The sequence below is a fragment of the Pelagerythrobacter marensis genome (assembly GCF_001028625.1).
Taxonomy (GTDB): Bacteria; Pseudomonadota; Alphaproteobacteria; order Sphingomonadales; family Sphingomonadaceae; genus Pelagerythrobacter; species Pelagerythrobacter marensis.
In genome coordinates this window covers 2,309,677-2,332,599 of the sequence record NZ_CP011805.1, presented here as the reverse complement: position 1 = coordinate 2,332,599, position 22,923 = coordinate 2,309,677, and the positions used below count along the sequence as shown (strand labels likewise).

Annotated in this window: 24 protein-coding genes and 1 pseudogene; 20 read left to right on the top strand and 5 right to left on the bottom strand. The window is 61.6% G+C overall.

Going from position 1 to position 22,923, the window contains the following annotated elements:
* Positions 1–46 precede the first annotated feature (46 nt).
* The 13 genes and pseudogenes from wecB (at position 47) to AM2010_RS10975 (ending at position 13,524) form a co-directional block, all read left to right on the top strand.
* Positions 47–1,207: a non-hydrolyzing UDP-N-acetylglucosamine 2-epimerase gene (wecB, locus tag AM2010_RS11030; protein ID WP_047807107.1), complete on the top strand. Its 1,161-nt coding sequence runs from the start codon at positions 47–49 to the stop codon at positions 1,205–1,207.
* A complete protein-coding gene (wecC, locus tag AM2010_RS11025; protein WP_047807106.1) occupies positions 1,204–2,463 on the top strand; it encodes a UDP-N-acetyl-D-mannosamine dehydrogenase in 1,260 nt (419 codons plus the stop codon). The genes wecB and wecC overlap by 4 nt, the downstream gene beginning before the upstream one ends.
* Positions 2,454–3,176, top strand: coding sequence for a lipid II flippase family protein (locus tag AM2010_RS11020; protein WP_047807105.1), 723 nt, complete (start codon positions 2,454–2,456; stop codon positions 3,174–3,176). Before wecC ends, AM2010_RS11020 begins: the two co-directional genes overlap by 10 nt.
* A 1-nt stretch (position 3,177) precedes the next feature.
* Positions 3,178–3,633 (top strand): annotated as a pseudogene (locus AM2010_RS14525) (glycosyltransferase); the annotation flags it as partial.
* 21 nt (positions 3,634–3,654) lie between these two features.
* On the top strand, positions 3,655–4,251 hold the full coding sequence (locus AM2010_RS14430) for a glycosyltransferase (protein WP_047807104.1): 597 nt from the start codon (positions 3,655–3,657) through the stop codon (positions 4,249–4,251).
* Entirely contained in the window at positions 4,238–5,458 is a 1,221-nt protein-coding gene (locus AM2010_RS11010; protein WP_082132892.1) for an O-antigen ligase family protein, read from the top strand. Before AM2010_RS14430 ends, AM2010_RS11010 begins: the two co-directional genes overlap by 14 nt.
* Before the next feature lie 43 nt (positions 5,459–5,501).
* The gene (locus tag AM2010_RS11005; protein WP_201784050.1) at positions 5,502–7,559 is read left to right on the top strand and encodes a bi-domain-containing oxidoreductase; all 2,058 of its coding nucleotides are present in this window, start codon (positions 5,502–5,504) and stop codon (positions 7,557–7,559) included.
* Positions 7,560–7,618: 59 nt separating this feature from the next.
* Positions 7,619–9,379, top strand: a complete 1,761-nt coding sequence (locus AM2010_RS11000; RefSeq protein WP_211255416.1) for a heparinase II/III domain-containing protein — start codon at positions 7,619–7,621, stop codon at positions 9,377–9,379.
* 1 nt (position 9,380) lies between these two features.
* Complete coding sequence (locus AM2010_RS10995; RefSeq protein ID WP_047807100.1) at positions 9,381–10,601, top strand: glycosyltransferase family 4 protein; 1,221 nt, start codon at positions 9,381–9,383, stop codon at positions 10,599–10,601.
* On the top strand, positions 10,598–11,194 hold the full coding sequence (locus AM2010_RS10990) for a sugar transferase (protein WP_047807099.1): 597 nt from the start codon (positions 10,598–10,600) through the stop codon (positions 11,192–11,194). The genes AM2010_RS10995 and AM2010_RS10990 overlap by 4 nt, the downstream gene beginning before the upstream one ends.
* Complete coding sequence (locus AM2010_RS10985; RefSeq protein WP_047807098.1) at positions 11,191–11,823, top strand: acetyltransferase; 633 nt, start codon at positions 11,191–11,193, stop codon at positions 11,821–11,823. Before AM2010_RS10990 ends, AM2010_RS10985 begins: the two co-directional genes overlap by 4 nt.
* A gap of 1 nt (position 11,824) precedes the next feature.
* Entirely contained in the window at positions 11,825–13,036 is a 1,212-nt protein-coding gene (locus AM2010_RS10980) for a DegT/DnrJ/EryC1/StrS family aminotransferase (protein ID WP_047807097.1), read from the top strand.
* Positions 13,037–13,104: 68 nt separating this feature from the next.
* The gene (locus AM2010_RS10975) at positions 13,105–13,524 is read left to right on the top strand and encodes a hypothetical protein (protein ID WP_150115276.1); all 420 of its coding nucleotides are present in this window, start codon (positions 13,105–13,107) and stop codon (positions 13,522–13,524) included.
* Between the two features lie 8 nt (positions 13,525–13,532).
* On the opposite strand, the gene fabI is transcribed toward AM2010_RS10975, so the two are convergent.
* The 3 genes from fabI to AM2010_RS10960 are packed head-to-tail and all read right to left on the bottom strand — an operon-like array spanning position 13,533 to position 16,404.
* Positions 13,533–14,339, bottom strand: a complete 807-nt coding sequence (fabI, locus tag AM2010_RS10970; RefSeq protein ID WP_047807095.1) for an enoyl-ACP reductase FabI — start codon at positions 14,337–14,339, stop codon at positions 13,533–13,535.
* Positions 14,336–15,382 carry a YihY/virulence factor BrkB family protein gene (locus AM2010_RS10965; protein ID WP_047807094.1) on the bottom strand — a complete coding sequence of 349 codons (1,047 nt, stop codon included), beginning with the start codon at positions 15,380–15,382 and terminating at the stop codon, positions 14,336–14,338. Before AM2010_RS10965 ends, fabI begins: the two co-directional genes overlap by 4 nt.
* Before the next feature lie 35 nt (positions 15,383–15,417).
* Positions 15,418–16,404 carry a DnaJ C-terminal domain-containing protein gene (locus tag AM2010_RS10960; RefSeq protein ID WP_047807093.1) on the bottom strand — a complete coding sequence of 329 codons (987 nt, stop codon included), beginning with the start codon at positions 16,402–16,404 and terminating at the stop codon, positions 15,418–15,420.
* Positions 16,405–16,587: 183 nt separating this feature from the next.
* Between AM2010_RS10960 and pdxH the strand changes: the two genes are divergently transcribed.
* From pdxH to AM2010_RS10945, 3 genes are read left to right on the top strand one after another with little or no spacing between them, the layout of a single operon-like run.
* Entirely contained in the window at positions 16,588–17,211 is a 624-nt protein-coding gene (gene pdxH / locus AM2010_RS10955) for a pyridoxamine 5'-phosphate oxidase (RefSeq protein WP_082132891.1), read from the top strand.
* Positions 17,208–18,158 carry a cation diffusion facilitator family transporter gene (locus AM2010_RS10950; RefSeq protein WP_047807091.1) on the top strand — a complete coding sequence of 317 codons (951 nt, stop codon included), beginning with the start codon at positions 17,208–17,210 and terminating at the stop codon, positions 18,156–18,158. The genes pdxH and AM2010_RS10950 overlap by 4 nt, the downstream gene beginning before the upstream one ends.
* Complete coding sequence (locus AM2010_RS10945; RefSeq protein ID WP_047807090.1) at positions 18,155–18,946, top strand: PhzF family phenazine biosynthesis protein; 792 nt, start codon at positions 18,155–18,157, stop codon at positions 18,944–18,946. Before AM2010_RS10950 ends, AM2010_RS10945 begins: the two co-directional genes overlap by 4 nt.
* Before the next feature lie 26 nt (positions 18,947–18,972).
* Here the strand turns inward: AM2010_RS10945 and AM2010_RS10940 are convergent, their stop codons facing one another.
* Positions 18,973–20,100 carry a serine hydrolase domain-containing protein gene (locus tag AM2010_RS10940; protein WP_047807089.1) on the bottom strand — a complete coding sequence of 376 codons (1,128 nt, stop codon included), beginning with the start codon at positions 20,098–20,100 and terminating at the stop codon, positions 18,973–18,975.
* A 35-nt stretch (positions 20,101–20,135) separates the two neighbouring features.
* Here AM2010_RS10940 and AM2010_RS10935 point away from each other — a divergent pair, with 35 nt between their 5' ends.
* Positions 20,136–20,498, top strand: a complete 363-nt coding sequence (locus AM2010_RS10935; RefSeq protein ID WP_150115275.1) for a hypothetical protein — start codon at positions 20,136–20,138, stop codon at positions 20,496–20,498.
* Here the strand turns inward: AM2010_RS10935 and mnmA are convergent.
* Positions 20,495–21,655, bottom strand: coding sequence for a tRNA 2-thiouridine(34) synthase MnmA (mnmA, locus tag AM2010_RS10930; protein WP_047807088.1), 1,161 nt, complete (start codon positions 21,653–21,655; stop codon positions 20,495–20,497). The two genes, AM2010_RS10935 and mnmA, sit on opposite strands and share 4 nt — an antisense overlap.
* A 126-nt stretch (positions 21,656–21,781) precedes the next feature.
* Here mnmA and AM2010_RS10925 point away from each other — a divergent pair, with 126 nt between their 5' ends.
* From AM2010_RS10925 to AM2010_RS10915, 3 genes are all read left to right on the top strand, one after another.
* A complete protein-coding gene (locus AM2010_RS10925; RefSeq protein ID WP_047807087.1) occupies positions 21,782–22,087 on the top strand; it encodes a hypothetical protein in 306 nt (101 codons plus the stop codon).
* Entirely contained in the window at positions 22,084–22,383 is a 300-nt protein-coding gene (gene sciP / locus AM2010_RS10920) for a CtrA inhibitor SciP (RefSeq protein WP_047807086.1), read from the top strand. Before AM2010_RS10925 ends, sciP begins: the two co-directional genes overlap by 4 nt.
* A 154-nt stretch (positions 22,384–22,537) precedes the next feature.
* A complete protein-coding gene (locus AM2010_RS10915; protein ID WP_047807085.1) occupies positions 22,538–22,801 on the top strand; it encodes a GlsB/YeaQ/YmgE family stress response membrane protein in 264 nt (87 codons plus the stop codon).
* Positions 22,802–22,923 lie beyond the last annotated feature (122 nt).

Sequence of the window (22,923 nt, the reverse complement as noted above, 5' to 3'; positions counted from 1 at the left end):
ATAAACGTTCCATCTCGTTCCCACCTGACAGCGAGTAATCATTACAATGCATCGCGCCACGAAGATTCTGACCGTTTTCGGCACCCGTCCGGAAGCCATCAAGATGGCCCCGGTCGTGCAAGCATTGGCCGAGGCGCGCGATATGACGGCGCGGGTATGCGTTACTGCTCAGCATCGACAGATGCTGGACCAGGTTCTGGGGTTGTTCGACATCGCGCCCGATTATGATCTCGATCTGATGAAGCCAGGTCAGGACCTCTCGGATATTACCGCGAATGTGCTGCACGGCCTGCGACCGGTCTTGAGCGATTTTCAGCCCGACATGGTTTTGGTCCATGGCGATACGTCAACGACGCTCGCGGCATCTCTTGCAGCCTACTATCAGAGAATCCCGGTCGGCCATGTCGAAGCCGGTCTGAGGACGGGCGACATTCTCTCGCCTTGGCCTGAGGAAGTGAACCGAAAGGTCGCGGGGGCTATCTCACACCTTCACTTCGCTCCGACCGAGCGATCGCAGCGCAACCTGCTTGCCGAGAACGTCTCGCCGAGCCACGTTCATGTCACCGGCAACACTGTCATCGACGCCCTGCAGGAAATCGTTTCACGGATCGACAGCGACGATGCTTTGGCCCAGGAGTTGGCTGAGCGCTTCGATCTCAAGGCCGACAAACGGCTAATTCTGGTGACCGGTCACCGACGGGAAAGCTTTGGCGGCGGGTTTGAAAGAATCTGCGAGGCGATCGCACAAATCGCCAAGCGCCCCGACGTGGAAATTGTTTATCCGGTCCATTTGAATCCCAATGTCAGGGGGCCGGTCGAGCGGTTGCTGTCCGGACGAGCAAACGTACGGTTGATTGAGCCGCAGGATTATCTGCCTTTCGTATATCTGATGAATCGCGCCTCTCTTATCCTGACCGACTCCGGCGGGATTCAGGAGGAAGCACCTTCGCTCGGCAAACCGGTACTGGTGATGCGTGATACGACCGAAAGGCCCGAGGCGCTCGATGCCGGCACGGTCCGCCTCGTCGGGACGGACGTGGCGCTTATCGTCGAGAATGTTATGCGGCTTCTCGACGACAGGGAGGCGTATGAAGAAATGAGTTTCGCTCACAACCCTTACGGCGACGGGCGCGCGGCACAGCGCATCGTCGAGGCAATCCGGAGCTGGGCCGCCGATCAGCAGATAACCGCGGAGGCGGCGGAATGAGCCGGTTCGATACGATTTCCGTCGTCGGGCTTGGCTATATCGGCCTGCCGACGGCTGCGATGTTCGCTTCCCGTAAAACGAAGGTGATTGGCGTCGATGTGAACGCTCATGCCGTGGACACGATCAACCGCGGCGAAATCCACATCGTCGAACCAGATCTCGACATTGCCGTACATTCGGCAGTGAGTGAAGGTTATCTACGCGCGACCACCAGTCCTGAATCCGCCGACGCCTTTCTCATCGCAGTACCGACGCCATTCAAGGGCGATCATCACGAACCGGATCTCGGTTATATCGAGGCGGCGGCCAAGGCGATCGCGCCGGTGCTGAAGCAGGGCGATTTGGTCGTTCTGGAATCGACCTCACCGGTCGGCGCGACCGAGCAGATGGCGGAATGGCTCGCCGCGGCACGAACGGACCTTACGTTCCCCCAGACGGCCGGCGATAATTCCGACATTCGGATCGCGTACTGCCCCGAACGGGTCCTGCCGGGGAAAGTCATGCAGGAACTGATCCACAACGATCGCGTCATCGGCGGAATGACCGCCAGATGCTCTGAGGAGGCGGTGGCTCTCTACAAGCTGTTCGTGGAAGGCGACTGCGTGATCACCAACGCGCGCACGGCCGAAATGGCCAAGCTGACCGAAAACAGCTTTCGCGACGTGAACATCGCATTCGCTAACGAGTTGTCGATGATCTGCGACAAGCTCGATATTGACGTTTGGGAATTGATCGCGCTGGCCAACCGCCACCCCCGGGTCAACATACTCCAGCCGGGGCCTGGCGTGGGTGGTCACTGCATAGCGGTGGATCCGTGGTTCATCGTTTCGAAGACCCCCGAAGAAGCACGCCTGATCCGCACCGCGCGGGAAGTGAACGATGCAAAGCCGGATTGGGTCGTTGAAAAGGTTTGGGCGGCCGTCGGCGCGTATCTTCTCGACAATCCTGACAAGACTGCGCGCGACGTTACTATTGCGGTGTATGGCCTTACGTTCAAGGCCGATATCGACGATCTTCGTGAGAGCCCTGCGTTACAGATCGCTCAAGCTTTGGCCAAAAACCATCCTGGACGGTTGTTAACGGTAGATCCAAACGTTCCAAGCGAAGTTCTCTTCGGCGAAGGTATCACTATAGTTGACGAAGCTACTGCGCGAAGAGAGGGTGAAATTCACGTGGCTCTAGTTGATCATACTAACCTACAACGCGCCCCTCGCCCAGGCGGACAGCTGATTGATACGCGGGCTCTATGGAGGTAACTCACGCAATCATGCTTGCTGTACCACTATTGTACGGTGGCATTCAAGCGATTGAGATGTCCGCCATTCTTGCGCGCATAGCAGGATTGCGGGTTTCCAAGAGCATGTCCGGTTATGCTTTGCAACAGTCCGTATACATGGCGACTAGGCTTTTACTTGTAATGCTATTGCCCCTGCTTGGGTTAGCGATCGATTCGGGGATTGATAAAGATCGCTATGCAGTTATGGTCCACGCAAGCTTGGCGGTGTCATTTATTGCCGGAGCAGCAGTGATACTATTACGCAAATCAATAATACGATATTATTCGGGCGTTTTGCTTCGCCATGACCAATCGGGAAACTACATCTCTTCTTTTTTCTCGTTAAGCAATACTGCGGTGAGCGAGGGGGTTGACCTAAGGATCGGGGCCGGAGGGCGCATATTTTTCTTCTCCGTTATTGTATTCACCATATACTCTTCTGGGATGTTTTTGTCATTTTACTTGGCCGCGCTCATTCCGGAATATCGCGCATCAATAAGTCAGTCATCCGGAGTTATCAACGCTTTGGGTGCTTTACTTCTTACATTTGTGATAGAGCCCAAGATATCAAGAAGTATCGACAAGGCATCTGCTGATGCGACAGATCTTATATTCGCACTATTAATCGGTCGCTGGTTCGCGGTTTCTGTAGTTGCGCAGATTCTGTTAATCATTGTGTTCTGGATAGTCTAATATGTGCGATTTGAAGGTCCTCGGCAATTCTTCCAGCCCGCACCTGCGTACATGGTTGCGTGTCCTTCCTTATAGATTCAATCTCAGAGTGTACGATATCCATACTGGCCGACCGAGTATTCTCGAAAATTTGCGTGTGCCGGTTGTCGTGCCCTTACCGGGAGTGTTTCGGCGCGTTGGCAAGTTGTTTCAGTACATCTTTCTGGGGCTGTGGTTGCGGTGGTTCTGTCGGCGCGATGGCCTGATACACGCTCACAACGCATCCGGTTACGGTCTTTCTGCTCTTCTTTCGGGTCAGGCATACATTATAACGACATATGGTTCAGAAGTATACGGCGCGCGCCGTCGAGGCGTAATCTACAGATGGATTCTGAAGAAAATATTGTCCAATGCGCGATTGGTTACTACCTCCTCAGATCATATGAGGCGAACTCTTGTTCGATGCTATCGGCTACCACCGGGGCGTATATTCTCAAAGATGCTGCTCGACCCGCGCTTTCTTGATGGCTTCGCGATCGATTCTCGAGGGCAGGAACGAACTTGGTTTGTTAACCGCCGTATGACCGAGCTATATTGCACCATTTCTGTGGTGCAGGCGTTCAAAGTGTTCGTTGACGAGGGTGGCGTTGGCAGGTTGGTGTTGCTGGAGGGAGACGCCGATCGCGATTATGCTGCTCGCGTACGAGCGGAGGCGGAGGATTGTTCTAATATCGAGATTATACGCGGTTTTGTTGATCAGAAGAAATTGATCGAGCAACTTAACCGCGCACATTTTGCGATCTCGGTTCCCAAGACCGATCAATTTTCGAGTTCGATACTGGAAGCCGCTGCATGTGGAGCTATCCCAGTGTTGAGAAATCTCGAGAGCTACGAGAGGATTAAGGGAGTTTCGATTATCCTGAACGACAGCCTGGACTTTGAGAGTTCGCTGATCTCGATGTTTAAAGAAACTTCGGCTCTACCGTATAGCGACGTGGAGGCGTTGTCAGCAGATGCTCGTAGTTTCGTCTCTGATAAGTTCTCGCATACAGATTTCCTTGAATCATACGCGGACCACATAGATGAAATCGCGTAGAAGGATATTCGGTATCTGGGCAGCATACCTTGCCCCTGTATCAGTAAGTGTTGGCTCCGTAGAGGGGAAGCCGATAGATATCGCAGTTAGTGATTTTCTGATTCTATTGATACCGGCAATTCTGCTGTTAGCGAAACCGCTTCCGAAACGCTTTGGGTTCTCAATCCTGTTTTTGAGCTACTTCCCCATCCTCGCTATTGTGGGTTCGATGAGCTCTGGCGGAAGTTACGCTAATATCTTATCCGGCGCCTCTTTCTTCGCCCCAATGCTCCACCTGTTAATAGGCGGCGCGCTTGTTAGTCGATTCGGATTTTCATTTTTCAGGCCGGCGCCTTATGCGTTACTGTTGATTGTACTATGCCTCCTGATTTCCGATCTAGTTTTCGGCTCGTTTCCTAGGGGATGCGGCGTCGAGGGTCGCTGGGGTGGCTGCTTCTTTCGCTTTGACGTGTATGGATTCGTGAACAGCTCGTCGGCGTATCTGGCTATAATGTCGGCAGTGTTTTCGGCTGCCTATCTGATCGCAAAGACGCGGTTGCAGAAGGTTAGCTTTCTGACCGGATTGGCGATGGTTGCGTTCATCGTCCCCATGTCGTTATCGCGTTCCGCTACGTTGGCTATTTGTATAGTTCTTGTGTTCTTCCTGTATGCATACAATTGGAAAGTTGCGCTGCTGGGGACGTTGGTTTTACTCGGGTCATTTTCCACGATTCTATCCTATTTACAGAATACCTTGATAGGGAAGGGTCTGGCCTCGCGGATTGAGGCCGGCATTCAAAGGGGGGATATCGCGTCAGGTAGATTCGACATCTGGACGGAGACGACCGAACTTATCTCCAAGGCGCCCTTGCTGGGGTACAAGTTTGGATACTTCTCGGAGCATTCAATGTTCGGGACTGCTCATAACCAGTTTCTTGAGATTTCGTTTAAGGCTGGGCTTGTGGGATTCCTCATTTATTTCGGATTTATCGGATTTATACTGATTAGGGCGAGGGAAATATTTATACTTCATCGGCTCCCTTGGCCATTTCGCCGAGCTATTATGGGTGCGGTGGTGGCGTTATTCGTGACAGCCGTTACTCAGCCGATCATGAACTACTCGGTGATGGGCAATATCATTTTTCTGTTAAGCGGGGCTGTCCTCGCAGTATCGGTAAGGATTCGCGGTGAGACAAATACTCCAAGACCTTTCCAGCGGCGTCACTGAGCTGGTTGAATGTCCGGCGCCGGTGGTCCGGCGTGGGCAGCTATTGATCGACACCAGCGTGTCCCTGATCTCCGCGGGTACCGAGCGGATGCTCGTCGATTTCGGACGCGCCGGCTTGGTCGCCAAGGCGCGCAAGCAGCCGGAGAAGGTCGCCCAGGTGCTGGACAAAGTGCGGACGGATGGATTGTTGACCACGGTCGATGCCGTGCGCTCGAAGCTCGGTCAGCCGATACCGCTCGGATACTGCAATGTCGGTGTCGTCAGCGATGCGGGCGAGGGCGTCGAAGGGTTCCGTCCCGGCGACAGGGTCGTTTCCAATGGCCCGCATGCCGATGTTGTATCGGTCCCGAAAAATCTCTGCGCCCGTATCCCGGACGATGTGAGTGACGAGGCTGCGGCCTTCACTGTCGTCGGCGCGATTGGCCTGCAAGGCATGCGCTTGGCTCAGCCGACCCTCGGTGAAGCCTTTGTGGTGACCGGGGCTGGCCTTATCGGGCTGCTGACCGTGCAGCTGCTGCGGGCCAATGGCTGCAGGGTGCTCGCGATCGATTTCGACGAAGCCAAGCTCGCGGTGGCGCGCACCTTCGGAGCCGAGACCTGCAATCCCGCGAATGGAGAGGACCCCGTCGCGGCAGGGATGACATTCAGCCGCGGCGCTGGTGTGGACGGTGTGATTATCACCGCATCGACCAAATCTTCGGACCCGGTAATCCAGGCGGCGCGCATGTGCCGTAAGCGCGGGCGGATCGTTTTGGTCGGGGTGACCGGTCTCGAGCTCAATCGGGCGGACTTTTACGAGAAGGAGCTGACCTTCCAAGTCTCATGCTCCTATGGCCCGGGACGTTACGATCCTGCGTACGAGGCTAAGGGGCAGGACTATCCGATAGGTTTTGTCCGCTGGACCGAGCAACGCAACTTCGAGGCGGTGCTCGATCTGATGGCGACCGGGCAGCTCGAAGTCGAATCGCTCGTTTCGCACCGATTCCCGTTTGATCGGGCAACGGAAGCCTATGACGCTTTGGCGAGCGACAAGGGTGCACTGGGTATCGTGCTGGAGTATCCTCATCCGGTCGCGGAGCGGCATGGAAAGTCGGTGCGGTTGGGCGGCACTGCCGACGAGGTCGTCGTGGCGGCGAACGGGCAGAAGCCGGTCCTCGGGGTCATCGGGGCCGGCAATTACGCTTCCCGCATGCTGATCCCGGCCTTCAGGCGCGCCGGGGCGACCTTGCACAGCATTGCCGCGCCGAGTGGAGTCAGTGGGGTCATCCATGGTCGACGCGCCGGTTTCGCGCGAGCGATGTCCAACGCGCAAGACCTCCTCGCCGACCCGGAGATCGACACGGTGGCCATCGCCACGCGTCATGACAGCCATGCGAGCTTGACCGTGGCTGCGCTTGCGCAAGGCAAGAACGTGTTTGTCGAAAAGCCGCTGGCGCTGAACCGTGAAGAACTGACCCAGGTCCGTGCCGCGCACAAGGATGCCGGGCGGCACCTGATGGTCGGTTTCAATCGCCGGTTCGCGCCGCAGGTGCGCACCATGCACCGTTTGCTTGGTAGTGTTGCAGAGCCCAAGACCGTGCTGATGGTGATGAATGCGGGAGCGATTCCACCGGACCACTGGACGCAGGATCGTGAGATTGGTGGTGGACGCATCATCGGAGAAGCATGTCATCATATCGATCTTATGCGTTTCCTTGTTGGGGCTCCGATAACTGCGGTAAGCGCGCGCCGGATGGGCGATAGCGACGCCGTGGCGATCAGCGAGGACAAGGCGAGCATCACCTTGGGCTTCGCCGATGGTTCGTTCGGCACGATCCATTATCTGGCAAACGGCGGCGCTTCCTTCCCGAAGGAGCGCGTCGAGGTATTCGCAGCCGGCCGTACCCTGCAACTGAACAACTTCATTGGCCTGAAGGGGTTCAACTGGCCGGGTTTCCGCAAACAGAACCTCTGGCGACAGGACAAGGGGCAGGATCACTGCGCGGCGGCCTTCCTCAAGGCCGTCGAAAGCGGCAGTGAGACCCCGATTCCGGCAGAGGAACTGTTTGAGGTGGCGGAAGTGACGATCGATGCAGCGGACCAGTTGCGGCATCAGGACTGATGCCGCTTCGGGATAAACTGAGGACCTATCTGGCCCTTGGTCCAGCCAATCTCGTCCGCGTGGGAAGCTATCGCGCCGGGCTGCGATGGCGGTTGCACCCAGTGTTGCGTGTCCGCTCGAACAGCCCCGGGGGACCGTTCTTCTCTCGCCCGGCAGCGCCTTCGTCGGGCCTATCCGCAAGACGTGCATGGCGCGATGCGGCGTTGTACTTTGGCCATCATCACGTCGCTGCCGAAGGTCCGCCCGATTGGCATGCCAATCCGCTGGGGGCGCATGCGCGGGTCGAACAACTAGCGCATTGGTCGAGGATCGGCGATTTCGATACCGGCGCAGGCGATATCAAAACCGTGTGGGAAGCCTCGCGCTTTGATTGGCTGTTGGCGATGGCGCAGCGTGCAGCGACAGGTGACGATGCGGAACTTGATCGCCTTAACGCCTGGCTTGGAAGCTGGCTTGCGGCGAACCCGCCCTATTTGGGCGCGAACTGGAAATGCGGGCAGGAGGCGTCGATCCGGGTTATGCACCTGGCCTTGGCTGCGGTTGTGACCGGCCAGACCGGATCGCCGGAGCGCTCATTGCTCGATCTGGTGCAAATGCATCTCAAGCGAATTGCCCCGACGATCAGCTATGCCATCGGACAGCAGAATAATCATGGCACGTCCGAGGCAGCCGCGCTGTTCATTGGGGGTAGTTGGCTCGCTTCACATGGAGAACGAGCGGGGCAGCGTTGGGCGCGGATCGGCCGCAAGTGGTTGGAGGAGCGTGCACGAACGCTGATCATGGAGGATGGCACCTTCAGTCAGTATTCTGTCGTCTACCACCGATTGATGCTGGATACCTACTCGTTCGCGGAAACCTGGCGCCAGATCATGGGGCTAGAGAGTTTCTCGGCCGAGTTGCGGGGACGGCTGCGAGCGGCGACATGGTGGCTGCGCCAACTGACCGATCCCGAAAGCGGGGACGCCGCCAATCTGGGATCGAATGACGGTGCGCGGATTTTGGCGCTCACCGACACGGATTACCGCGATTTCCGTCCGTCACTGCAGTGGGCCAGCGCGCTGTTCTGCGAAAAGGCGGCGTTGGCGCCGGGCCCTTGGGATCAGCAGTTGCACTGGCTCGGGATCGCGCCACCTTCCGCTCGGCTGGAGGCGCCGGAAAGTCAGACGTTCGATCAGGGTGGCCTGCATATCCTTCGTTGCGGAAAGGCGCGTGCATTTCTGCGCTACCCACGGTTCCGGTTTCGGCCAAGCCAGAGCGATTTGCTGCATGTCGACTTCTGGCTGGGCAGGAAGAATGTCCTGCGTGATGGCGGAACGTTCAGCTATAACAGCGGCTGGGACGACATCACCTATTTTAGTGGCGCGGAGTCGCACAATACGGCGCAGTTCGATGGGCGCGATCAAATGCCCCGGCTCGGGCGGTTTCTGTTCGGCTCCTGGCCCCGCGCGGAAAGTGTGGAGCCGGTCGTATTTGCGGATGGCGTTGCTCAGGCACGGGCGGGATATCGAGACTATCGCGGTGCCAGGCATATCCGTTCGCTGGAACTTGGCGGCAACGCCTTGGTCTGCCGGGATGAACTGGGCCCTGGCCCTGCTGACGTAGTCATCCGTTGGCGGCTCCAGCCGGGAGAGTGGCGCCTGACCGGAAATCGCCTGCATGGCCGGGATTGTTCGATCGAAGTCGAAAGCGATACATCCGGGATGAAACTTTACCTAACAGAAGGGATGGAATCCCGGTTCTATCTGCATAAGACGTCGATCCCGGTGCTGGAGATCCATCTGACGGCTCCGGCTGTGGTCACAACGCGTTTGAGCTTCTGAAATGCACGTCCTCTACTTCCATCAGCATTTTTCCACACCGCGAGGTGCCGTCGGCATACGTTCTTACGAGATGGCGCGGCGCCTGATTGCGCGCGGGCATCGCGTTACGATGGTCTGCGGCAGTTATGGGGGCGGACATACCGGGTTGGAAGGTCGGTTCAGTCGGGGCCGCCGCCGGGGGACGATCGACGGCATAGATGTAGTCGAATTCGACCTGTCCTATTCCAATCAGGACGGCTTCCTTCGACGCAGCGCCACTTTTCTCAAATATGCCTGGGGAAGCCTTCGGATCGCTCTGAGCGAACCCTATGATCTGGCATTTGCAACGACCACGCCACTGACTGCCGGAATCCCTGCGATTGTTGCGCGATGGTTGCGGCGCAAGCCGTTCGTGTTCGAAGTGCGCGATCTGTGGCCCGAACTGCCGCGAGCGATGGGGGTTATCACGAATCCTTTTGTTCTGGGTGCCATGTCGGCGCTCGAATGGCTGTCCTATCGCTCCGCCAATCGATGCATTGCCCTGGCCCCGGGGATTGCGCAGGGGATCGCACGTCGCGGGGTGTCCGAAGGGGCGATCGCGACTATCCCCAATGGTTGCGACATCGACATTTTTCGCACTGATGTCTCTCCGTGGCGGCCCGAAGGCGTGAATCAGAGCGACCTTCTGGCGATTTTTACCGGCACGCACGGGATGGCCAACGGACTCGATGCCGTCCTGGATGCCGCGCGGGTGCTGATTGACCGAGGGCGCGACGATATCAAGCTGGCGCTGGTCGGCGATGGCAGGCTGAAAGGCAGGCTGATGGAGCGCGCGCAGCAAGAAGGGCTACGCAACGTCATCTTCCACCCCCCGGTCGACAAGCGGCGTCTGGCCGGGCTGATGGCGGGGGCAGATCTGGGTATGCAGGTTCTGGCCAATGTGCCGGCGTTCTATTATGGAACCTCGCCGAACAAATTCTTCGATTATATCGCCGCCGGTCTTCCCGTGCTGAACAATTATCCGGGATGGCTGGCTGAAATGATCGATCGGGAAAGCTGTGGGATCGTGGTCCCACCGGAAGATGCACCAGCTTTCGCGGATGCGCTGGAGAAAGCGGCGGACGATCGCACGGAATTGCAGATGATGGCTTCGCGCGCAGCGGTGTTGGCGGAGCGGGACTTTCAAAGGCAGGCACTTGCCGATCGATGGGTAAGCTGGGTCACTGGCGAGCGACAGGCATGAAGCGTCTCTTCGATATTCTGTTGTCTGCGAGCGCGTTGCTGGCTCTTCTGCCACTGCTTTTCATCATTGGGCTGATCGTTCGGTTGAAGATGGGGGCGCCGGTCATGTTCCGGCAAGCGCGTCCGGGCCTGAATGCCGCACCATTCGAACTGATCAAATTTCGTACGATGCGCAATGCGGTCGGAAGCGATGGTGTGCCCTTGTCCGATGCCGAGCGGTTGACGGCATTTGGCGGCTTTCTTCGTTCGACCAGTCTCGACGAACTTCCGGGGCTGTGGAACGTCCTGAAAGGCGATATGAGTCTGGTCGGCCCGCGACCGCTGTTGATGGAATACCTTCCGCGCTACAACGCCGAACAGGCACGACGGCATGAAGTGCGCCCAGGCCTGACGGGCTGGGCGCAAGTCAACGGGCGAAATGCCTTGAGCTGGGAGGAGAAGTTCGCCCTCGACGTCTGGTACGTGGACAATCGCAGCATAATGCTGGACCTGCGGATAATCGGGCTGACGGTTCTGAAAGTGGTGCGGCGCGACGGCATCAGCGCCGATGGGGAGGCGACAATGCCTAAATTCCAGGGCACGCACAGGCCATGAGCATCCTGTATGGTGTATATGGGGCGAGCGGATGCGGTAGGGGCATCTTGCCGCTCGTTCGCGCCCAACTGCGCCATAGACCGGCTGCTCTTGTCTTCGTCGACGATCAGCCGACCGCCGATGCCGTCAATGGGCACGAAATCTGGACATTCGAACGTTTTCTGAATGAGCCGGCTACCGCGCGCTACGCCGTTCTTGCGATTGCGAAGTCTTCGGTTCGTGAACTCCTTGACCGGCGCTGCCGCGACGCGGGTGTAGAGATTGCCGGTGCCTCGGCCGACAACGTCGTGGTTATGGATGATGTAGAGATCGGACCGGGTGCCTTGCTATCCCCATTCGTGACTCTCACATCCAACATCGCAATAGGTCGCTGCTTTCATTGCAATCTCTATTCGTATGTAGAGCACGATTGCATAATTGGTGACTATGTGACTTTCGCACCGGGCGTGAAATGCAATGGCAGTGTCACGATTGGCGATCACGCCTATATCGGGTCTGGCGCCGCGATCCGTCAGGGTGTTTCGATAGGCGCCGGGGCGACCGTGGGGATGGGCGCTGTGGTGACCAGGGATGTGCCGCCGGGTGCGACTGTGGTCGGCAATCCTGCGAGAGTTATGGAAAAGAGATAAGATGCTGAACACCGCCTTTGCCCCCTGGCCCAGTTATTCCGAGGAAGAAGTGGACGCGGTTTCCGCCGTGCTGCGTTCCAATCGGGTCAGTTACTGGACCGGAGAGGAATGCCGCCATTTCGAACGCGAGTTCGCAGACTGGTCGGATTGCTCGCACGCCATCGCGGTGACCAATGGCACGGTGGCGCTCGATCTTGCATTGCACGGACTGGGCATCGGGGCGGTCAACGGCGGTAGCGCCACCGACGAGGTGATCGTAACCCCGCGAACTTTTCTCGCTTCGGTCAGCTGCGTGGTCAACGCCGGCGCGGTTCCGGTATTCGCCGATGTCGAGCGTGACAGCGGCAATCTCTCGGCAGCGACGATCGCGCCCCATCTGACAGAACGGACGCGGGCGATAATCGTGGTCCATCTCGCTGGCTGGCCTGCCGACATGGACCCGATCATGGAACTGGCCGAACCGCAGAGCATCAAGGTGATCGAAGACTGCGCGCAGGCTCACGGTGCCCGCTACAAGGGGCGCAGCGTAGGTTCGATTGGCCATGTCGGCGCCTGGTCCTTCTGCCAGGACAAGATCATGACCACGGGCGGTGAAGGCGGCATGGTGACGACCGATGATCGCGATCTGTGGTCGCGCATGTGGGCCTTCAAAGATCATGGGAAGAGCTGGGACGCGGTTTACGAGCGTTCACACCCTCCAGGATACCGCTGGCTGCATGAAAGCTTCGGCACCAACTGGCGGATGCTTGAAATGCAGGCGGCCATAGGGCGGATCCAGCTGGAACGGATGGCGGCGTGGACCGAAGCGCGCACGCACAACGCCCGGCAACTGCACGAAGCATTGGCGCCGCATAGCGGAACCGGTGGTTGTCTGCGGCTCCCACAGCCAACAGACGACGGCAGTGTGCATGGACTGTACAAGTTCTACGCTTATGTCCGCCCGGATGCTCTGGCCGCTGGCTGGGATCGTGATCGCATCGTGGCGGAGATCGGTTCGGCCGGCGTCCCCTGTTTCCAGGGAAGCTGTTCGGAAGTCTATCTGGAGGCCGCGTTCGAGGGCACCGGCCTGCGTCCGCCCGAGCGATTGCCGGTGGCGCGCGAGTTGGGGGAGACGAGCCTCATGTGGCTCGTCCATCCCACGCTCACCGAAGAACAGATGCGCAAGGCCGCCGAGGTCAGCGCCGCCGTTATCCGGCAGGCCGCGGCAGGTTGAGGTAAACAAGGGGGGCGCTGGGCCGACGAAGCCTTGCCGCTGGCGCCCCGCACCCTATTTCCCCCGCGATGGACATCCGTTCTCCGATAATGACGCTGGTTGCGCAGGCGGATCCGTGGATCGTTGGTATTGCCGCCGAGTGGATCGGGTGGAAGATGTGGCTGTCCGACTGGACGGCGTTGAGCCATCCCGTGCTGCACGCCTATCTGGGTCTTCTGGCGCAGATCCTGTTTGCCGCCGTTGCCCGGCGCGGGTTGGCGAGCGTGTGGCCCTGGCTGCTCGTTCTGCTGCTGGAATGCGGCAATGAACTGCTCGATTGGTCGCGTGCGCTGGCCTACGGCACCACCGGGAAAGCGCTCGCTGTCGAAACCGCGTGGGACATCGCGTTCACGATGGCCCTGCCCACGGCCCTGCTAATCCTCGCCCGCTGTTTTCCCCGGCTCAACGGGGAAGCCAGCCCGCTTGCGGCGACCGCGACCGACGTATAGCGCGCCCCCTACTTGTCCAGCGCGATATCGGGGGCGTCTTCCTGTTTCATGCCGACCACGTGGTAACCGGCGTCGACATGGTGCACCTCGCCCGTGACGCCGGATGAGAGGTCGGACAGCAGGTAGAGGCCCGAGCCGCCGACATCGTCGATCGTCACGTTGCGGCGCAGGGGCGAATTCAGTTCGTTCCACTTGAGGATATAGCGGAAATCGCCGATCCCGCTGGCCGCCAGGGTCTTGATCGGCCCGGCACTGAGCGCGTTGATGCGAATGTTGTCGGGGCCGAGATCGTTGGCGAGATATTGCACGCTGGTTTCCAGCGCCGCCTTGGCCACCCCCATGACGTTGTAATGCGGGATGACCTTTTCCGCGCCGTAATAGGTTAGCGTCAGGATATTGCCGCCTTCGGGCATCATCGCCGCTGCCCGCCTGGCCACGGCGACGAGGCTGTAGGCGGAAATGTTCATCGTCATCAGGAAGTTGTCGAGGCTGGTATCGAGATACTTGCCGCGCAGTTCGTTCTTGTCGGAAAACCCGATCGCGTGAACGACGAAATCGAGCGTTTCCCACCGTTCCTGCAGGCGAGCGAAGGCATCGTCGAGCGCATCCATATCCGATACGTCGCATTCGAACACGAAATCGCTGTCGAGCTGTTCGGCCAGCGGCCGCACCCGTTTGGCCAGCGCTTCGCCCTGATAGGAAAACGCCAGTTCCGCGCCGTGTTCGCGCAATTTCTTCGCGATGCCCCACGCCAGCGACTTGTCGTTGGCAAGGCCCATGATCAGCCCGCGTTTTCCAGCCATCAACCCGCTCATGCCGTGTCCTCTTTCGTTTCCTGTTCCTGCTGCGCCGCGCGCCGGGCCGCTGCCCGCCGCCGGTCGTCCGCCTGGCCGATCCGGTTTTCTTCTTCCTCGGGCGTTTCGGCCAGTGCGGCGTTGAGTTCGGCGCCGATCACCACCCCTAGGCCGACGAGGTAGAAAAAGAAAAGCGCGATCATGATACCGGCCAGGCTGCCGTATGTCGCGTCATAGCTGAAGAACTGGCGGATCGCGGGGGGCAGGGCAATGGTGACTGCCACCCACCACGCCGTCGTCGCCAGCGCGCCGGGCCATTTGGGATAGCGCCGCACGCGGTATGCCTTGGGCGCGAGGGTGAAATAGAGCAGGTAAAGCGACCCGAACAGCCCGAAGGCGGGGATCAGGCGCGAAATCTGCAGCTCTGCAATCACATGCGACAGCCACGGCAGATAGGCATCGATCAGTTCCTGCGCCGCGCCGATGATGACCTGCGCGATCAGCGACAGCATTAACAGGATCACGGCGGCCACGATGACCCCGGCCGACAGCAGGCGGTATTTCCAGAACGCTTCCGTTGCTGCCGTGCCATAGGCGCGGCGCAGAATGTCCCGGATCGTTTCGATCAGGCTGGATACGGTCCACAGCGCGACTAGGCCGCCGGCCCAGAGCAGCCAGCCGCTGCGCGATTCGACCACGTTGCGGGCGACCGGTTCGATCACGTTCCCGACCATCGGGGGCAGGGCGTAGAGCACCGCCTCTATCGTCGCGGCGCGTTCGCTGTTTTCGCCGAGGATCGAAAAGATCGCCGCCCCGAGAATGAAAAACGGGAAAATCGCGAGCATCGACATGTAGGCCAGATTGCCGGCATGGATGAAGCCGTCGTTGTAAGCCCCCACGAACACGCGCTTGCCCACGTCGAACGCGCGTGTGCCGGGCCCGACCCTGCGGGCCATTTGCGCGCGCAGCCCCAGTTTCTGCTCGATCGCTTCCTTGCGCCGCTCTTCCGGGGACAGCGTGTGCACCCGGCGTTCTTCAGGATCGGGAAGATCGTTTTCGCTCATCGGCTGTTTGTCCGGCGCGGCACTTGCCCCGCCGGCTATACCCCCAGTTCCGCGCGAGGGTTTGAATCATCCTGCCATCCGTCGAGCCTGCCGGCCAGTTCGGCAGTGTCGCCGGGCAATGTGATCTGGAGCGTGACCAGCTGATCCCCGCGGCCACCGGCCTTGGTCGAAAAGCCTTTACCTTTCAGCCGCATCGTCGTCCCCCCGCTGGTTCCGGCGCGGATCGTCAGCATGACGGTGCCATCGACGGTGGGGCAGCGCACCTTGGCACCGGCGACTGCCTCCGTCAGCGTGATCGGGAGGTCGAGCCGCACGTCGTCGCCATCGCGGCGGAAGGCCTTGTGCCGTTCGACGGTAATGGTGACGATCCCGTCACCATTGCCGCCCGGGCCACGCTCGCCCTTGCCCTTCAGCCGCATCTGCGTGCCGTCTTCGACCCCGGCCGGGATCTTGAGATCGATCGTCTTGCCGTCTGCCAGGGTTATCCGCTGGTCCTTGCGCGTGGCCGCATCGACGAACGGCACGCGAAGCCGGTAGGCAATGTCGCCGCCCTTCGGGGGCGGGCGCCGCTGCTGCCCGAAGCCTGCCGGGCCGCGCGGGCCGCCACGGGCGAAACCACCCTGGCCACCGCCGAAAAGCCCTTCGAAAATATCGCCAAGGTCGACGCCATCCTGATCGAACCCCTGGAAATCCTCGGCCCGAAAACCGCGTTGCCCGCCCGCGCCAAAACCGCCGGACCGGCCGCCCATTCCGCCCCCGCCCATTCCGGCCCCACCCATTCCGGCGAAGGGGTTGGCGGGGTTGCCGTCTGCGTCGATCTCCCCGCGATCGAAGCGCGCCCGCTTGTCCTTGTCGGCCAGCAGATCGTACGCCTGGGTGACCTGGCTGAAGCGTTCGGCCGCCTTGGGGTTATCCTTGTTGCGGTCGGGATGCAGCTCTTTCGCGAGCTTGCGATAGGCACTTTTGATGTCCTTCTCGGTCGCGTTGCGCGAGATGCCCAGCATTGCGTAAGGATCGGCCATGGCGTGTTAGCTAGGTGTAACAGTGGGCGGGTGCAAGCGGAGAGGCTTTCCTACATGCCTTCCGGGCGTTAGGGCGGCAGGCATGATCGCCCTGCCATTGCATTTCCCAACCGCATTCCGCCGCGTCGGGCCGCCGTTCCAGCGCGCAATTTTCTTGGTCCAGGACAGTGTAACATGCGGTCCATGTCTCGCAGGTGGACGATGAACGAGGAGCGTTCGCAGTTGCCCGAATCAGGCCCGCTGGCGCTGTTCGACACCTGGCTTGCCGAAGCGCGGGAGGCGGAGCCGAACGATCCGAACGCGATGGCGCTCGCCACCGCAACGCCATCGGGCCTGCCTTCGGTGCGGATGGTCCTGCTGAAGGGGCACGGGGAAGACGGGTTCACCTTCTTCACCAATGCCGAAAGCCGCAAGGGCGGCGACATTCGCGCCAATCCCCATGCCGCGCTGCTGTTCCACTGGAAGAGCCTGCGCCGGCAGGTGCGGATCGAAGGGCCTTTGCACGAGGTTTCGGCGGAAGCCGCCGATGCCTACTTCCATTCGCGCGCCTTCGTCAGCCAGGTCGGTTCCGCTGCCAGCGACCAGTCGCGTCCGCTGGGCGATCGCGCCGACTATGTCGCCCGGGTGGAGCAACTGGGCGCCGCGTGCCAGGCGCAGGGCCGCGTACCGCGCCCGCCGCACTGGACCGGCTTCACGCTGACGCCCGAGCGGATCGAGTTCTGGCTCGACCGGCCCAACCGCCTGCACGATCGCCGCCTGTTCACACGGACCGGGGGCGAGTGGGCGAGCACGCTGCTTTACCCATGATGGACCAGGGCGCCGCGCACCGCGCCGCGCTGGCGCGCAGTGCAGCCCTGGCGTCGATCGCGGTGGCGCTGTTCCTTGCTGTCATCAAGAGCTGGGCGACCTGGCGCACCGGTTCGACCGCCATGCTCGGCAGCCTTGCCGATACCGCGCTCGATCTCGTCGCCAGTCTGGCGACTCTGGCCGGGGTGTGGATCGCCGCGATGCCTGCGGACGAAGATCACCGCTTCGGCCACGGCAAGGCGGAGGCGCTGGCCGCGATCTTCCAGGTCACGCTGATCGCGCTGTCCGCCGCGGGCATCGCCTTCCGCGCCGTCCTGCATCTCGTGGAAGGCGGACAGACTTCGGCGGCGGAAGAAGGGATCGCGGTATCGCTTGCCGCGATTGTGGCGACTTTCGCCCTGATCGCCTGGCAGCGCCACGTGGTGCGCCGGACCGGCAGCCTCGCGATCAGGACCGACAGCGTGCATTACCAGTCGGATCTGCTGCTGAACGCCGCCGTGATCGCGGCCCTGGTGCTCGACCAGTTTATGGGCCTTTCGCAGGCCGATCCGCTGTTCGGGCTCGCGATCGCCGCCTGGCTGCTGTGGGGCGCGTGGCGGGCCGGCAGCGATGCGGTGGACCAGATCATGGACCGCGAATGGCCGGAGGAGAGGCGGCAGCGCTTCGTGGCGCTCGCCGCACGTCATCCCGAGCTTTCCAACCTGCATGACTTGCGCACCCGATCCAGCGGCACGCGCGATTTCGTGCAGTTTCACGTCGATCTGCCGGGCAAGACCACGGTGGCTGCGGCGCACGATATCATCGAGCGGGTGGAGGCCGATCTCTGCCGCCATTTCCCGCAGATGGAACTGCTGATCCACATTGACCCACAGGGACACGTCGACGAACCCGGCAATCCGCTGGTGGAAGCCGACGAGTTCGAAAAGCTGGAGAAGGACCCGGAATGAAGCTTCCCTACTGGCATGTCGATGCATTTGCCGACCGGCCCTTCGCAGGAAATCAGGCCGCCGTGATGCCGCTGGAAACCTGGCTGCCCGACGATGTGCTTCAGGCCATTGGGGAGGAGAACAACTTCGCCGAAACCGCTTTCGTGGTGAAGGACGCTGGCGGCGATGCGGACTGGGAACTGCGCTGGTTCACCCCGGCTTGCGAGATTCGCCTCTGCGGCCATGCGACGCTCGCCGCCGGTCACGTCCTGCTGGGCCGTGACGGGGGCGACCGGGTGCGCTTTCGCACGCGCAAGGCGGGCCTGCTGGAGGTGCGGCGCAGCGGCGCCGGGTACGAGCTTGCGCTGCCCGCAATCCCGACCGAGCCTTCCGAGTGGCCGGAAGCTGTCGGTCTGCTTGGCGCGCAGCCGCTCGAAGTGTGGCGCAACCCCGATGGCTACGGGATCTACCTGTTCGCCAGCGAGGACGACGTGCGCGCGCTCGACCCCGATCTGCGTGCGCTCGGTGCTCTGGGCGACGACCAGTTCATCTGCACCGCGCCGGGGGGCGATACCGATGTGGTCAGCCGGGTGTTCGTGCCCGGCGGCGGGGTGGACGAAGACAGCGTGACCGGTTCCGCCCACGCCGCGCTCACGCCGTTCTGGGCCGCGCGGCTGGGGCGCGACAGCTTCACCGCGCACCAGGCCTCGCGCAGGGGCGGCGATCTCGTCTGTCGGCTGGAAGGCGATCAGGCCTGGCTCGGCGGTGCCTGCGTGACCGTGGTGGAAGGAACGTTCCGCTTGCCTTGATGTCGTGCCTGCCCCGCCGTGCGCCGTCATTCGGCGGGGTAAAGCTCCATGATATCGGCCAGCTCCTGCAGCAGGACGGCGCGCTCCTCCGCATCGGAATGGCCCAGGCGTACCACGGTCAGCTTCTGTTCCGGCGAAACCAGAATGTACTGGCCCATGTGCCCGATCGCCGCAAACATCGATTGCGGCGCGCGGCCGGGGAACAGGGGATTCTCGCTTTCTCCCGGCACCTGGCGGTTGAGCCAGGTCTGAAAGCCGTAATTCTCGCGCCGCGGGCTGGGCGCGGTCATCGCCTCGACCCATTTGCGGGGGACGAGCTGGCTGCCGCGATAGGAGCCCTTGTGACGCAGGAAATCGCCGAACCGGCCCCAGTCGCGCGCGTTGCCGTGGATCAGGCTGCCCCCGATCAAGGTGCCGTTGGCGTCGAATTCCGGCACCATCGATTCCATTGCCAGCGGCCCGAACAATCGGGTGTGGAGATAACCGGCCACCGCTTCGCGCCGCGCCTCCGGATCGTCGCGGCGGGAGAGCACGCGGGCGGCAATGTCGGCCAGGATCACGCTGGTGGCAGAGGAATACTCGAAACTGCTGCCCGGTTCCGCCTCCAGCGGCTGGCTCTCGGCCCAGTCGGCCATGTCGTCGCGCCCGTCGAGGAACAGCATCCGCACTTCGGACGAATCGTAAGGCGGATCGCCGGCCTCGGTGTGGCGCAGGCCGCTGCGCATCTGGAGCAGCTGGCGCAAAGTGATCTCGCCGCGCGGATCGCCGGGGCGCCGCCAGCGCGGCACCGGCGGCGAATCGTCCAGCGCCAGCCGCCCATCGGCGACCAGCATTCCGATCATCACCGCGGTTACCGTCTTGGCCATCGACCAACTGACGAAACGGGTGTTCCGGTCGTAACCGGGGGCGTAGCGTTCGGCGGCGATCATTCCGCCGTGCATGACGATCAGTGCGCGGGTTTCCCCCGCCTCCTCGTTCACGAAGAGATCGTCGACCTGCCGCGCAAGCTGGCGCGCCGGCGCGCCGGCGTCTTCCGTAACGGCCGCCAGGGCCGCCTCGCTCAGCGGAGGGGGCGGAGCCGGCGTGTCGCTGCACGAAACCAGGGCTGGCAGCAGAGCCAGGCAGGCGATAAGGGAGACGGGCCGCGGGCACATGCGGCTTTCCCTCGCGCAGCAGACCGGGCTTGGCAATGGCTAATACTTCCCGCCGTTCAGTACGACGAACAGGCCCGGCAAGGCGCCGCCGCTGGCCGCTCTGGCTGGCCCTCATCGCCGCTGCGTTGGCGGCGCTCGGCTGGTACTATCGCGCCCCGATCACCGGATATTCAGGCATTGCCGCTGCCTATTCAGCGCGCGTCGCCTGCTCGTGTCGCTTCGTCGCGGGCCGCAGCCTCGACGATTGCGGCAAGGACAAGCTGGCAGGGATGGAACTGGTCACCCTGACCGAGGATGCAGAAACGAAAAGCGTCACTGCCCGCTTCCCCTTCCTCGCCACCGAAACCGCCACCTTGCGCGATGGATACGGCTGCGTGATGGAGCCGTGGGAGGGCTAGGCTTCGTCGCCTGCTTCCGTCGAATCGATCCAGCCGCCGCCGACGACCCGCTCCCCGGCATAGATGACGGCTGCCTGCCCCGGCGCGACGCCGTATTCGGGCTGGGCGAAGCGAAGGGTGGCGGTTGTGCCATTGCCCAGCGGCCCATCCAGCACGACCGGGACCGGTTTGGCGAGGCTGCGCACCTTTGCCGTCAGCGGCGCATCGGGCAATGGGCCGATACGGTTGGTTTCGACGATCCGGGCGGCGCCCACCGCCAGCATTCGGCGCGGGCCGACATGCACCGCGCAGGCATCGGCATCGATCCCGACGACATAGAGGGGTTCGGGCTGTCCCCCGATGTCCAGCCCCTTGCGCTGGCCCACGGTGAAGTGGACGATGCCCTTGTGCCGCCCCAGAATTTCGCCCGATCCGGCATGAACGATCGGCCCCGGCGTGCCCCCTTCGGGCCGCATCTTGCGGACGATCGCGGCGTAATCGCCGTCGGGCACGAAGCAGATATCCTGGCTGTCGGGCTTGGCCGCGTTGCGCAGGCCCGCCGCTTCGGCCAGCCGGCGCACTTCGCTCTTGGGCAGGCCGCCGAGGGGAAAGCGGATGAAGTCGAGTTGGCTTTCCGTCGTCGCATAGAGAAAATAGGACTGGTCGCGCGCAGGATCGAGCGCACGGTGCAGTTCCGGCCAGCCGGCACCTTCGATACGGCGCACGTAGTGCCCGGTGGCGAGGCAGTCTGCGCCCAGTTCGCGCGCCATGCGCAACAGGTCGGTAAACTTGGGCCCCATGTTGCAGCGGATGCAGGGGACAGGCGTTCGCCCGGCGAGATAATCGTCGGCGAAGGTTTCGACCACTTCCTCGCGAAAGGCGCTCTCGTGATCGAATACGTAGTGCGCGATGCCGAGCCGGTCCGCAACGGCGCGCGCATCGGCAATGTCGTCGCCCGCGCAGCACGCGCCCTTCCGCCCCGTGGCCGCGCCGTAATCGTACAACTGCAGGGTCACACCGATCGTTTCCGCACCCGTTTCTGCGGCGAGCGCTGCGACGACCGAGCTGTCGACACCGCCCGACATGGCGACGACGATCCGGCACTTGTCGGCCGGACGCGGCAAGTCGAACAGGGCAGCGGGATCGGACGTGCCGGCAATCTGTGCAGGGGCGTTCATGGGCGCGCCCATACACGTTCGGTCGCTGGTCATAAAGCGGTGCGTGACCCCGCGCCGGGAGTGAAATTTCGCAAGGTCGTGCCGGGGTTTACCCGATATTGACGATGTGGCGGCTATGACGCTGTCATGTTCGAAGGCAAGATCGTTCCCGCAGTCGTCGACTCGGCGGCCGACGGCGGTTCTCTCACCATTCCGGGATGGGCCGACCTCGTCGCGCGCCTGGCCGCAGCGAACGAGTTGCGGCGGGCGGTGTCGCGCCAGAGCCTCCATCGCACGGGCAACTTCGAATGCTTCGGCAATCGCGAAGACGGCGTGGCCGGGACCCGCGAACCGATCGTTAACCCTGATGATTTAGCTCATGGCAAAGGCGCAGGCGGCATTGTTCCCCCTACCGCAAACAATGTGCGCACCGGCGACCGAGAGATGCAATGATCGAGAACCAGAAAATCCGCCCAGACCAGGTCATCGGCCCGCTCGGTGAGCCGCTTACGCTTGCCGATCTGCCGCCCCGCAATACCAAGCGATGGGTCGTGCGCCGCAAGGCCGAAGTGGTCGCGGCCGTCAATGGCGGATTGCTGACGATCGACGAAGTTCTCGATCGCTACAACCTGACGCTGGAGGAGTTCGCTTCGTGGCAGCGTGCGGTCGACCGCTCGGGGATGCAGGGGCTGCGCGTCACGCGGATCCAGCACTACCGTGACCTTTACGAACGCCAGCTGAAGTACTGATTCATCGCCCTGGCCCACCCTTTCCGGGGGGAGGCCTAGCGGCGCTATCCCATTTCGCGTATCCTGCCTTCACGGCTCGAAAAGAATGCCGGGGAACCGCACTGCGCCGTCTGACGTTTGAGCCGGGCAGCGCTTGAAACAGGAGGAATTGGTAATGGGTTGGATTATTGCAATCGTCGTTGGCGGCATCGCCGGCTGGCTTGCGAGCCTCGTTATGAACCGCGACGCTTCGATGGGCATCTTCTGGAACGTGGTCGTCGGCTGTGTCGGGTCGGTGATCGGCAACGTCATCGCCAACCAGTTCGGCTGGGCCGGTTCCGTGCAGGAATTTTCGGTTACCGGCCTCGTCATCGCCTTCGTCGGCGCTGTCGTATTGCTCGCGATCGTCAATCTCGTGCAGCGCGGGCGCGTGCGTTAACCCACGCACCGAAGTGCAGAATATCGGGGCGGGCGCGGAACACTTCCGCGCCCGCCTTTTTTGCGCGGTCATTCGTCGGGCAGATATGCCCCCCGTCGAACGGCGCATTGCCGGGCCGACCG

Bases quoted from the DNA above. Each gene is read 5' to 3' on its own strand.
- wecB (WP_047807107.1), top strand. From the start codon at position 47: ATGCATCGCGCCACGAAGATTCTGACCGTTTTCGGCACCCGTCCGGAA.
- wecC (WP_047807106.1), top strand. From the start codon at position 1,204: ATGAGCCGGTTCGATACGATTTCCGTCGTCGGGCTTGGCTATATCGGC.
- AM2010_RS11020 (WP_047807105.1), top strand. From the start codon at position 2,454: ATGGAGGTAACTCACGCAATCATGCTTGCTGTACCACTATTGTACGGT.
- AM2010_RS14430 (WP_047807104.1), top strand. From the start codon at position 3,655: ATGCTGCTCGACCCGCGCTTTCTTGATGGCTTCGCGATCGATTCTCGA.
- AM2010_RS11010 (WP_082132892.1), top strand. From the start codon at position 4,238: ATGAAATCGCGTAGAAGGATATTCGGTATCTGGGCAGCATACCTTGCC.
- AM2010_RS10995 (WP_047807100.1), top strand. From the start codon at position 9,381: ATGCACGTCCTCTACTTCCATCAGCATTTTTCCACACCGCGAGGTGCC.
- AM2010_RS10990 (WP_047807099.1), top strand. From the start codon at position 10,598: ATGAAGCGTCTCTTCGATATTCTGTTGTCTGCGAGCGCGTTGCTGGCT.
- AM2010_RS10985 (WP_047807098.1), top strand. From the start codon at position 11,191: ATGAGCATCCTGTATGGTGTATATGGGGCGAGCGGATGCGGTAGGGGC.
- AM2010_RS10980 (WP_047807097.1), top strand. From the start codon at position 11,825: ATGCTGAACACCGCCTTTGCCCCCTGGCCCAGTTATTCCGAGGAAGAA.
- AM2010_RS10975 (WP_150115276.1), top strand. From the start codon at position 13,105: ATGGACATCCGTTCTCCGATAATGACGCTGGTTGCGCAGGCGGATCCG.
- fabI (WP_047807095.1), bottom strand. From the start codon at position 14,339: ATGAGCGGGTTGATGGCTGGAAAACGCGGGCTGATCATGGGCCTTGCC.
- AM2010_RS10965 (WP_047807094.1), bottom strand. From the start codon at position 15,382: ATGAGCGAAAACGATCTTCCCGATCCTGAAGAACGCCGGGTGCACACG.
- AM2010_RS10960 (WP_047807093.1), bottom strand. From the start codon at position 16,404: ATGGCCGATCCTTACGCAATGCTGGGCATCTCGCGCAACGCGACCGAG.
- pdxH (WP_082132891.1), top strand. From the start codon at position 16,588: ATGTCTCGCAGGTGGACGATGAACGAGGAGCGTTCGCAGTTGCCCGAA.
- AM2010_RS10950 (WP_047807091.1), top strand. From the start codon at position 17,208: ATGATGGACCAGGGCGCCGCGCACCGCGCCGCGCTGGCGCGCAGTGCA.
- AM2010_RS10945 (WP_047807090.1), top strand. From the start codon at position 18,155: ATGAAGCTTCCCTACTGGCATGTCGATGCATTTGCCGACCGGCCCTTC.
- AM2010_RS10940 (WP_047807089.1), bottom strand. From the start codon at position 20,100: ATGTGCCCGCGGCCCGTCTCCCTTATCGCCTGCCTGGCTCTGCTGCCA.
- AM2010_RS10935 (WP_150115275.1), top strand. From the start codon at position 20,136: ATGGCTAATACTTCCCGCCGTTCAGTACGACGAACAGGCCCGGCAAGG.
- mnmA (WP_047807088.1), bottom strand. From the start codon at position 21,655: ATGAACGCCCCTGCACAGATTGCCGGCACGTCCGATCCCGCTGCCCTG.
- AM2010_RS10925 (WP_047807087.1), top strand. From the start codon at position 21,782: ATGTTCGAAGGCAAGATCGTTCCCGCAGTCGTCGACTCGGCGGCCGAC.
- sciP (WP_047807086.1), top strand. From the start codon at position 22,084: ATGATCGAGAACCAGAAAATCCGCCCAGACCAGGTCATCGGCCCGCTC.
- AM2010_RS10915 (WP_047807085.1), top strand. From the start codon at position 22,538: ATGGGTTGGATTATTGCAATCGTCGTTGGCGGCATCGCCGGCTGGCTT.